Source organism: Candidatus Phytoplasma phoenicium, from assembly GCF_001189415.1.
GTDB lineage: Bacteria > Bacillota_I > Bacilli_A > Acholeplasmatales > Acholeplasmataceae > Phytoplasma > Phytoplasma phoenicium.
Map to the genome: position 1 here is coordinate 1 of NZ_JPSQ01000009.1, position 10,497 is coordinate 10,497.

Consider the following 10,497-nt stretch of genomic DNA (forward strand, 5'->3'; position numbering starts at 1 on the left):
ATAAACAAAAAACTATTTGAAGAAATGTTAAAACAAAAGGAAATGAGTTCTATGTTATTAACTAAAATAGAAATCGAAAATATTTTACAAAATTCCTTAAATAATGGGGTTAATTTTGTTGAATTATTTTTCGAAGATAAAACAGTTAATGTTTTAAAAATTATTAATGATGAAATTGTAGGTTATAAGACTGATTATATTTTTGGCGTGGGTATTCGTTTATTAAAACATACAGATGAAATTTATATTTATACTAATCAAGTGGAACATGATCATATTTTAAATTTAATTTTAGCACAAAAAAAAGCTTGGAAGGGGGACACCAAAGCATCAATAGTTCCTTTCAATGAAACGTCTTTGCATCAAAAGGGTGTGCACGCATCGAATTCAAATATGGATATCAAAACAATAATACCAAAATTATTACATTTATCTCAAATAATGAAAAGACATGATGAACGTATTTCCCAATCTATTGTTAATTTTCGTACAGAAGAACAAAAAGTATTAATTGCTAATTCCTTAGGAGTTTATCAACAAGAAGTTCGCAATTATATTAATTGTTCTTTAATTGCTATAGCACGTGTAGGTGATAATATTCAAGAATTTAGCGATAAAAAAACTGGACGTTGCATGAATATAGATTTTTTTGATTTGCCTGAATTAGAACAAAAAGCTCTTAAAGTAGCGGAAAAGGTTATTTTATTATTATCAGCGCAGCAATTAAAACCACAAAAAATACCAGTAGTCATTAATAATGGGGTTGGTGGAGTTATTTTTCATGAAGCTTGTGGTCATTCTTTAGAAGCAACTGCTATTACTAAAGGACTTTCACCTTTTTATAATAAGATTAACCAAAAAATCGCTTCAGAATTAATAACAGCTTATGATGATGGTACTATAGAAGGTACTTGGGGGCAAACACTTTATGATGATGAAGGAAAACTGACACAAAAAAATCTTTTAATTGAAAAAGGAATTTTAAAAAACTATTTAATTGATTACCGTAATGGTCTTAAAATGAATATGTTACCGACTGGTTCAGCACGTCGACAAAGTTATAAATATGCACCAACTTCCCGTATGAATTCAACTTACATTGTTGCAGGAACAGACACACCAGCACAAATTATTCAAGATACCCAATATGGTTTTTATGCTGAAAGTTTAGGTGGCGGAACAGTGATGACTTCTACAGGTGAGTTTAATTTTATGGTTAATTTAGGATATTTAATAGAAAACGGAAAATTAACTACACCCATTAAAAATATGATGTTAATAGGTACAGGTCAAGATATTTTATTGAAAATTGATCGTGTAGGGAATGATTTAGCCTTTGATCAAGGGTATTGCGGATCTATTTCAGGTTATGTACCAGTTGATTTAGGACAACCTACTATTAGAGTTCAAGAGATGATCATCGGAGGAAGCAAAAAAGATGAAAAATAAAATTAATTATAACAGGTGGTTTCAAGCGGGTGCAAAAAAAAAATTCGAAGCTTTAGAAATTCAAACAAATCAATGCACAACACTAACTATTAGCTCAGAAGATGGTCTTCATAATATTAATTCACATGTTTTAAGTGATCTCATGACAGTTACCATAAAAGGACTTTCTCAAAATAAAAAAGTTAAATGTTATTTAGAAAACATCAATCATCTTAATGATGATATGATAGATAATATATTAGAAAATTTAAAACAAAAAGCAGAAATTGTCAATTTTAAAGAAAAAGATTTTATTTACGAAGGTTCTAAAACTTATCCAAAAATTCCTATCAAAAATTTCGATTTCACTTCGATTCCTATCCAAAAAAAATACAATTTATTATTAGATTTTGAAAAAGAATTTTTTGCTAAAAGCCATTATTTAAAAAATATTGATCAAATTTATTATAGTGAAACCATTTATTCAGAAACATTAGCTAATTCAAAAGGATTATATCTAGAAGAACAAGGTAGTTTTGTCAAAATGGGCGCAATTTGTATTTTTGGTAAAGAAAATAGTTCTATCAAAGAAATATATAAAAATTTTACAGAAAGAACTTTTACTGATATTGATATTGTCAAATATGCTAATAAAATTATTTCTTTGGGAGAAAGTAAAATCGGGGCCCATTCTTTAAAATCAAATAGTTATCCTACTGTTTTTTCTAATGAAATTTTTGCTTCTTTCTTAAAGTGTTTTAGTGATATTTTTAGTGGAGAAAACGCTTATCGTAGTTTAACAAAATTAAAAGGAAAAGAAGGGCAATTAATTGCTGCTCCTAATGTAACGTTAATTGATGATCCTTTATGCTTAGATTCTTTATTTCAAAGTAAGTTTGATGATGAAGGAGTAGCTTGTTTTCCGAAAAAAATTATTATTAATGGTGTTTTTCAACAATTTATTCATAACTTAAAAACAGCTCATATTTTTAATACCCACTCTACAGGTAATTGTTTTAACGGAACAGTCTCTATGTGTAATTGTTATTTACAAAAAGGGGAAAAGTCTTTGTCAGAAATAATTTCTCCTATAAAAGAAGGCGTTTATATTGATTATTTAATAGGTTTACACGCAGGAGTTGATACTATTAGTGGAGATTTTAGCTTACAAGCTGAAGGATTCAAAATAAAACAAGGAAAAATAACTAACCCAATTAAAATGATTGTTATTTCTGGTAATTTTTTTGAAATGTTAAAAAATATCAAAGATATAGCTAGTGATTTTGTCTTTCAAGCTTCTAAATTATTTGGTAGCGCTAGCGTTTATGTTGGTGATTTGATGATCGCAGGTGAAAAATAAATATTTTATTAATATAATGTGATAAAGAAAATCAAGCCGAATTAAATTAAAGATTATTTGTCAAAAATAATTTTTAATTTTTTAGAAAAAAATAAAATCGATATATAAGAAAATAAAATATAAAATTTCATCCAAACAAATTAGTACTAAATTAAAAAAATTCATATTATTATATGAATTTTTTATGATATCTTAACAGTAATTTGAAAATAACCAATTTAAAATAGCAAAGAATTTTATTATAAAATTAGTTATTTTTTTGAATCATTTGTAATAATAATTTCCAAGGTAGGCTGACACACAAAATTCTTCCTGGAAAATGTTTAATTTCTTGTAAACAAAGTAAATCTTTTTCTAAATAATTTTTGTCAAAAGGTTTTTCGTCTATCATATTTAGAAAATTAATGATTTTTTTAATAATAGTACATAAATTTAAGTTTTTTAAATGCATAGACATTAAGGAAGCAGAAGCAATTAAAATAGCACAACCTTGAGTTTCATATCTAATCTCTATTAATTTTTGTTGATCAATAGCAATTTGTAAAATAATTTTTTCACCACAAATTTTATTCTCTTCTTGCGCAGTACACATAGGTAAATGAAAATTTTCTATTAAACCTCGATTGAAAGCTTGATGATAATGTTTTAAGATTAATTTACGATATATTTCTTGAATTGAATTATGACTAATATTCATTAATTTGTTGACCTTAAAAAAATATTTACTGAAAACATAACAAAGCATGAATTTTATTTTTTTTGGTTAATAAAATATATTGTTGAAAAAAAGCTTGTTCTGGGGTTAAACAAAAATCAATTTGATTAATTTTTTTTGTTCCAATTTTAATAGATTGAGCAGTAATTAAACGACGTGCTTCGTTTTTAGAAGTCGCTAATTTGGTATTTTTTAAAGCATCAGTTATGCAAATTGGTTGAGATATACATATTGAATGTAAATGCTTAGTTAACAAAAAGAAATCTTCTGGGGTCATTTGTGATGGTTTTTTATGAAAAAGAATAGTATTGACTTGTTGACATTCTTGTAATATGGTTGCTCCATAAAGAAAAACAATAACAAAATCTGCTAAAGCCTTTTGTGCTTCTCTTGCTTGTGATTGTCTTTGTTGTTCTTTTTGTAAAAATTTGATTTTTTCTATTTCTAATAAAGTTAAACTTTTTAAATAATTAATCACATCAATATCAGATGTATTAAAAAGATATTGGTACATTTCGTAAGGACGTGTTAATTGTGGATCTAACCATAAAGTTTGTTTTTCACTTTTACCAAATTTGTTCCCTTGACGGTCTAATAAAAGCGGAATACTCATACCAATTACTTCATTTTTGGTAGAAATTTTTTCTATTTTACTAATTAATTCTAAACCACTGGTAATATTACCCCATTGATCTGAACCACCAAACTGTAATTTAACATTATATTTTTTATAAAGTTGATAAAAATCTAAAGCTTGAAAAATCATATAGGAAAATTCAGTATAAGAAATACCTTTTTTTTCTAATCTTTTAGCTACTTTATCTTTGCGAATCATATAATTAACATTAAACAATTTACCATAATCACGAAAAAAATTAATTAAATTGAGTTGAGAAATCCATTCATAATTATTGACAAAATTAATATTAGTTTGAGGTAATAATTTTTGAAATTGTTGCTGTAATTTATTTACATTATATAAAATAACATCATGAGATAATAAAGTTCTTTCAATCGCATCCTCTTTAGGATCGCCAATTAAACCTGTGGCTCCCCCAATTAAAATAAAAGGAACATGTTTGTTTTTACTTAGTAATAAAATAGTTATAATTTGGACCAAATGACCTATGGTTAAAGAAGGCGCTGTAGGATCAAAACCACAATAAAAATTAATCATTTCTTGTTCTAATAAGGTTTCTAATTTTTTTTCATTATTACATTCTTTAATGAGATTACGCCATTTTAATTCTTTAAATAAAGACATTTTTTAATTTAATACTCCTTTAAGAATAATAATGATAATATAACAAATAATTTTTCCTCATATTATAAAAAAAATATTAGAAAACTTGAAAAATAAAATGCAAATTATTTTTTTTCTTTAATTTGAATCGATTTTGTAGATAAATTACGAATATAGTAAATTTTAGAACGACGCACAATGCCGCGTCGTATTATTTCTATTTTTTCATATAACGGGGAATGAATGGAAAAAGTACGTTCTACTCCGATACCTGAATAAACTTTTCTAACTGTAAAATTTTCGTTAATACCTTTATTACCTTTACGTTTGATTACTAATCCTTCAAAAGTTTGAATTCTTTTTTTATTACCTTCTTCTATTTTAAGAAAAACTTTAACTAAATCTCCCGTTTTAAATTCAGGTACATTTTTTAAGTTATCTTTGTTCACTTCATTTATGATTTCTTGTATTTTCATGTTCATTATTATTTTTTTAATTTCCTTTATTTAATATTTTTTAAAAAAATACGATATTTTTTTATTAAAATACTTTTTAGATTAATTTTTCTTTTTTTATTTTTTCTAACAAATGTAATGTGTTTTCATCGAAATCAATTTTTTTTAAAAAGTCAGGCCTTTTTAAAAAAGTATTTTTTAAACTTTCTTCTTTTTTCCATTTGGAAATTTTTTGATGATGACCTGTTAAAAGTATGTCTGGAACCGAGTGATTCTTATAATTGCGTGGTCGTGTATATTGTGGATACTTTAGTAAATTGTGTTGTAATGAATCTTGTAAATAAGATTCCTTTTTAATCACCCCTGGTATAAGTCTTGTCACAGCGTCTATCAAAACAGTAGAAGCGATTTCTCCACCTGTTAAAACATAATCGCCAATAGATACTTCTTCATCAATATAATTTAAAATACGCGCATCAACACCTTCATAATGACCACATAAAACAATTAAGTGGATATATTCTTTTGCATAATGAAAAACTTTAGATTGTTGTAATAAATGACCTTGGGGAGATAATAAAATTACTTTACTTTTCGTTTCTTTAGGAATATTTTGTAAACATTCATAAAAAGGAGGAAAAGCGAGCAACATACCAATATCTCCTCCATAAGGAACATCATCTATTTTTCGATGTTTATTTTGGCTATATGTTCTTAAATCGTGAATATTAATAGTAATTTTTTTTTTGGCTTGTGCCCTTTTAACAATAGAGTGATTTAAAAAATTTTCGAAAAAATTAGGAAAAATAGTAATAATATCAAATTTCATAACAACCTAAATCCACATTTAACTCATTTCAAGAAAAGAAAAAAATAAACAAATTATATAAATTTTTTATTTTTTAAGATTATTTTTTTCTTCATTTGATTAAGTATATTTTATTATAAATTATTTATATTATTTTGTTTTTTTGTTTTTTTCAATAAATTTTTAACAGTTTGAGTAGGTTGTACTCCTGCAGATAGCCATTTTGCTGCTTTTTGTAAATCGATGTTAATTAAATTTTTAAATGGTTCAAAAATACCGATTATTTCTAAAAATTTTCCATCTCTCTTATTTTGAGTATTAATAGTAACTATACGGTAAAAAGGTTTTTTGTGTGAACCATAACGTTGTAAACGCATTTTGACTGACATTTCTTTTTGTTCCTACTTTCTTTGATTTTTATATAAACCAAATTATCAATAACATTCTTCTGATAACTTATATTCAATCTAATTATAAAGTAAAATTACGTAACTGTCAATATCATTTTTATTGTAAATGGTATATTTTTCAATAATATTTTGTAATTTATATTATCATAAGATTCTTAAATTTTTTTATTTTGAATATCATTTTTGCAAAAACCAGCGATCTTTTTGAAATTCAATGCAATATAATGGATGATTATTAGTAACACATTTAAATGTTGTCCCTATAAACGTATCATCTAAATACCATTTATCATTCAATAAATTGTTTTGAGAATAAAATTCTACAAAAAATGGTGCTTCATTCTTTTTTGGTTTAATCATATATTTTATATTATGACAATAATATATTATTTGACTGTCTCGTTGATTAGTATAAATTTTACAACTTTTTTTGTTTAATTTTTCTTTTAATTCTTGAAATTTAAATTTACCTTCTATTTTTTCCCGAATGTTTTGATTTCCATCAGCAATTTCTATTGTGGTGTTTTTAAACCATCGCCAGTAAAACCCACAAAAGATGATTATAAAAGTAACCATGGTTAAGATTAAACGAATTATTTTTTTATGATTTGTAATCATTTTCTTTTTCTTTCTTTTTATAAATAAAAATAAATTTATAATCCATTATATAATGAATTAAAAATAAATATTTATAAAACTTAGCATATTTTATATAATCAAAAAAACTAATTAAAAAATATCTCAAAAATTTTAGGTCTTTCTTTTTGATTAATAATACTCATATTATTATATAATATAATATATAATATTAATAAAATATCTAGCTTATATTTATTAGATAAATTTCTTTTTTGATGATCATTTTTTAATTAAATTTACAAAAATAAGTTGCAAAAAATAAAAATCAAAAAATTTCTAATAGTTCACAAAATATATTTTGTTATGAAAGTGTTAATATCTTTTTATCAAACAAATAATTTTACCCCAAATATGGATTATATTTTTTTGTGTCATTATTTAGAAGATTGCTTAAATATTTCTTCAATATACTCATTTTTACAAAATGAAGGAAAATGTATTCTTTATTAATTCTTTTTTAAAAAAAATCATATTCAATTGCAAGTCATTTTTTGATATTAATTTAATTTCTTAGTATTTCTTTTTTTATATATTTTTATATCCTTCGTTAGCTTTATTAAAAATTTTGTTTTTTTTTTTTTTTAAAAATTTGAAAAAAATTATCCATGTTTTTCAATTTTTTTATTTTATTTTTAGATTATAATTCACGATTATATAAAAAAATAAAAGATTTTTATTCAAAAAAAACAAATGTTTTAATATGATCTAGCGAATAAAATAGTTTGATTAGCTTTTTTATTTGTCACAGGACAAATTTTTGTAATTAATTTTTCTTTTAAAATAATTCTTGCTGTAGCTCTTGTTTCTTTTTTGATAATCATTTCAGCTTCATTTGCATGAACACTCATTTTGATATATCCTTTTTTTTGTTGTAAATATTGTTTAAATTCTTCATAATTATAAGCAGTGTGTATATTTTGATTTAAATTTTGTAAAGCTTTTTGAAACATATCTTGATTGATTTTTTTTAATAAAAAAGGAATGTTTGTGATTACTTCTTGTTCTTTTAAAATTATTTTTTGAAAATTATGGCGAATAAAAACAATGACTTGTTGTTGCACTAAATCTCTTAATCCAATTTCAATTCTAAGAGGTACTCCTTTTAATTCATAATGACTAAATTTCCAACCTACATGTTTATCTTGTAAGTCTAAAAACACACGATATTTATTTTTTAATTTTTGATAATATTGTTGTGCTTTTTCTAAAATATCTTGATTTTTATTTTGTATTGGGATAATGACGATTTGAATCGGTGCTAAATAAGGAGGTAAATTTAATCCTTCATCATCTCCATGAATCATAATCACAGCACCTATTAATCTTGTAGAAATCCCCCAAGAAGTTTGATGAGCAAATTTTTTTTGTAAATTATCATCTTGAAATTGAATATCAAAAGATTCAGAAAAATTTGTTCCTAAATAATGAGATGTTCCTGATTGTAAAGCTTGACCATCATACATCAAAGCTTCAATAGAATAAGTTATTTGGGCGCCTTTAAATTTTTCTAATTGTGTTTTTTTACCTAAAACAAAAGGTATTGCTAATAATTTTTGCCCTAATTTTTTATACAAATTAATAATATAACAGCATTCTCGCAAAGCTTCTTTTTTGTTTTCATGAACAGTATGGCCTTCTTGCCATAAAAATTCTTTACTTCTTAAAAAAGGTTTTGTATTTTTTTCCCATCTGATCACACTACACCATTGGTTTAATAATTGAGGTAAATCACGATAAGAAGTTATTTTTTTGGCATAATATTGAGAAAATAAAACTTCTGAAGTAGGTCTCAGAATTAAATTTTCCTGTATTATTTTATCTTTTACTTTTTCTATTTTTAAAGCTTCTAAAGAAAAACCTTTAATATGTTCTTTTTCTTTTTGAAATAAATTTTCTGCAAATAATAAAGGGAAATAAACGTTTTGATGATGGCTTTTTTTTAATTTATGATTGAGAAAAATTTGGATTCTTTCCCATAAAGAGTAACCATAAGGTAAATAAATAAAAAAACCTTTAACATCAGAATAATTAATTAATTCTGCTTTCAGACAAACATCTGTATACCATTGGCTAAAATCTTTTTCACGTCTCGTTACTTCTTTAACTAATTTTTGACGTTTCATATTCAAAACATTCCTTTGTTCATTTACTTAAAAATAAAAAGAAAAATTAATATTTTTATTTGTTAATTGTTAAAGATTATTTTTATATTTTTAATTTATGAAAAATATTATTTCATTAATTTAGCAAATATATTTTTTTTATCTATTTTTTCCCAAGCAAATAAATTATCTTCACGACCGAAATGTCCTTCGCTAGCTGTTATAGAAAAAATTGGCTTAGTTAAATTTAAAAACTTAATTATTCCTTGTGGGCTTAAATCGAAATTTTTTTCAATAGTCGATATAATTACTTTTTCAGGAATTTTATTAGTTTGAAAAGTATTAAGATAAATTCCTAATGGTTGTGTTAAACCAATACCATAAGATATTTGTATTTCACATTTGTTACAAATACCAGAAGCTACAATGTTTTTGCTTAAATAACGTGCCATATAAGCTCCACTACGATCTACTTTTGAAGCATCTTTGCCGCTAAAACACCCTCCGCCATGACGAATTTCACTTCCGTAACTATCTTGAATAATTTTTCTACCTGTTAACCCTGTATCAACAGAAGGTCCACCTTGTAAAAAAGAACCAGATGGATTAATGTAAAATTTAGTTTGAAAAGTTATTAAATTTTTAGGAATAATCGTATTAATAATATTTTCGATAATTTGTTTTTCTAGTTCTTTTAAACAAATAGATTGAGAATGTTGACAAGAAATAATAATAGAATTAATATAAAGTGGTTGGTTTTGTTCATTATAAGATATAGTCAATTGAGTTTTTCCATCAGGTCGAAGAAAAGGTAATGTTCGGTTGATACGTGTTTCTGTTAATTTTCTAGCAAGTTGACGGACTAGAACAAAATTCAAAGGTAAATAAACTGAAGTTTCATTAGTAGCATAACCGAACATCATACCTTGATCTCCAGCACCTTTTTTTTCAACTGCTTGATTAATTTCCATTGATTGTTCATGAATTAAATTAATGATATCAACATTATTATAATCAAAACCTTCTTCTGGTTTATCATAACCTATTTTTTTAATAGTTTTTCGAATAATTTTTTCAATGATAGTAGAACTTATTTCTTTAGTTGTTTTAATTTCACCTAAAACTATAACTTTTTGTTTAGACACCACTGTTTCAATAGCTACTTTAGCTGTAGATTCTTGTGATAAATAAGCATCTAAAAGGGCATCAGAAATTTGATCTGCAACTTTATCTGGATGTCCTTTTGTAACAGCTTCACTACTAAATTTTTTCAAATTAATTATCTCCTGTTATGTTGTTTGAAATTTATTATCATTTATAAAGAAATTCAACAAATT

The 10,497-nt window shown here is 24.5% G+C and carries 10 protein-coding genes; 2 read left to right on the forward strand and 8 right to left on the reverse strand.

Going from position 1 to position 10,497, the window contains the following annotated elements; genetic code table 11:
• Together AlmWB_RS00430 and AlmWB_RS00435 are read left to right on the forward strand one after the other, a co-directional pair.
• Positions 1-1,449 (forward strand): TldD/PmbA family protein (locus tag AlmWB_RS00430; RefSeq protein ID WP_320408637.1); only part of this gene is annotated, 1,449 nt, incomplete at its 5' end.
• The gene (locus AlmWB_RS00435; protein ID WP_050337048.1) at positions 1,439-2,788 is read left to right on the forward strand and encodes a metallopeptidase TldD-related protein; all 1,350 of its coding nucleotides are present in this window, start codon (positions 1,439-1,441) and stop codon (positions 2,786-2,788) included. The genes AlmWB_RS00430 and AlmWB_RS00435, both read left to right, overlap by 11 nt.
• 247 nt (positions 2,789-3,035) lie before the next feature.
• Here AlmWB_RS00435 and AlmWB_RS00440 read toward each other — a convergent pair whose 3' ends face one another.
• The 8 genes from AlmWB_RS00440 to metK all read right to left on the reverse strand — a co-directional run bounded on the left by AlmWB_RS00440 (position 3,036) and on the right by metK (position 10,443).
• Positions 3,036-3,485 carry an iron-sulfur cluster assembly scaffold protein gene (locus AlmWB_RS00440; RefSeq protein ID WP_050337050.1) on the reverse strand — a complete coding sequence of 150 codons (450 nt, stop codon included), beginning with the start codon at positions 3,483-3,485 and terminating at the stop codon, positions 3,036-3,038.
• Between the two features lie 25 nt (positions 3,486-3,510).
• Entirely contained in the window at positions 3,511-4,767 is a 1,257-nt protein-coding gene (tyrS, locus tag AlmWB_RS00445) for a tyrosine--tRNA ligase (protein WP_050337052.1), read from the reverse strand.
• A gap of 104 nt (positions 4,768-4,871) precedes the next feature.
• Complete coding sequence (gene rplS, locus AlmWB_RS00450; protein WP_192833061.1) at positions 4,872-5,231, reverse strand: 50S ribosomal protein L19; 360 nt, start codon at positions 5,229-5,231, stop codon at positions 4,872-4,874.
• Between the two features lie 67 nt (positions 5,232-5,298).
• Positions 5,299-6,030 (reverse strand): tRNA (guanosine(37)-N1)-methyltransferase TrmD, encoded by a 732-nt coding sequence (trmD, locus tag AlmWB_RS00455; RefSeq protein ID WP_050337056.1) that lies wholly within the window; start codon positions 6,028-6,030, stop codon positions 5,299-5,301.
• Between the two features lie 113 nt (positions 6,031-6,143).
• Complete coding sequence (rpsP, locus tag AlmWB_RS00460) at positions 6,144-6,398, reverse strand: 30S ribosomal protein S16 (RefSeq protein WP_050337058.1); 255 nt, start codon at positions 6,396-6,398, stop codon at positions 6,144-6,146.
• A 198-nt stretch (positions 6,399-6,596) separates the two neighbouring features.
• Complete coding sequence (locus AlmWB_RS00465; RefSeq protein WP_050337060.1) at positions 6,597-7,037, reverse strand: hypothetical protein; 441 nt, start codon at positions 7,035-7,037, stop codon at positions 6,597-6,599.
• A gap of 716 nt (positions 7,038-7,753) precedes the next feature.
• Positions 7,754-9,181, reverse strand: a complete 1,428-nt coding sequence (gene proS / locus AlmWB_RS00470) for a proline--tRNA ligase (RefSeq protein ID WP_050337062.1) — start codon at positions 9,179-9,181, stop codon at positions 7,754-7,756.
• Positions 9,182-9,288: 107 nt separating this feature from the next.
• Entirely contained in the window at positions 9,289-10,443 is a 1,155-nt protein-coding gene (metK, locus tag AlmWB_RS00475; protein ID WP_369126155.1) for a methionine adenosyltransferase, read from the reverse strand.
• Positions 10,444-10,497 lie beyond the last annotated feature (54 nt).

Coding starts and splice junctions, on each gene's coding strand:
- AlmWB_RS00435 (WP_050337048.1), top strand. CDS start 1,439: ATGAAAAATAAAATTAATTATAACAGGTGGTTTCAAGCGGGTGCAAAA.
- AlmWB_RS00440 (WP_050337050.1), bottom strand. CDS start 3,485: ATGAATATTAGTCATAATTCAATTCAAGAAATATATCGTAAATTAATC.
- tyrS (WP_050337052.1), bottom strand. CDS start 4,767: ATGTCTTTATTTAAAGAATTAAAATGGCGTAATCTCATTAAAGAATGT.
- trmD (WP_050337056.1), bottom strand. CDS start 6,030: ATGAAATTTGATATTATTACTATTTTTCCTAATTTTTTCGAAAATTTT.
- rpsP (WP_050337058.1), bottom strand. CDS start 6,398: ATGTCAGTCAAAATGCGTTTACAACGTTATGGTTCACACAAAAAACCT.
- AlmWB_RS00465 (WP_050337060.1), bottom strand. CDS start 7,037: ATGATTACAAATCATAAAAAAATAATTCGTTTAATCTTAACCATGGTT.
- proS (WP_050337062.1), bottom strand. CDS start 9,181: ATGAAACGTCAAAAATTAGTTAAAGAAGTAACGAGACGTGAAAAAGAT.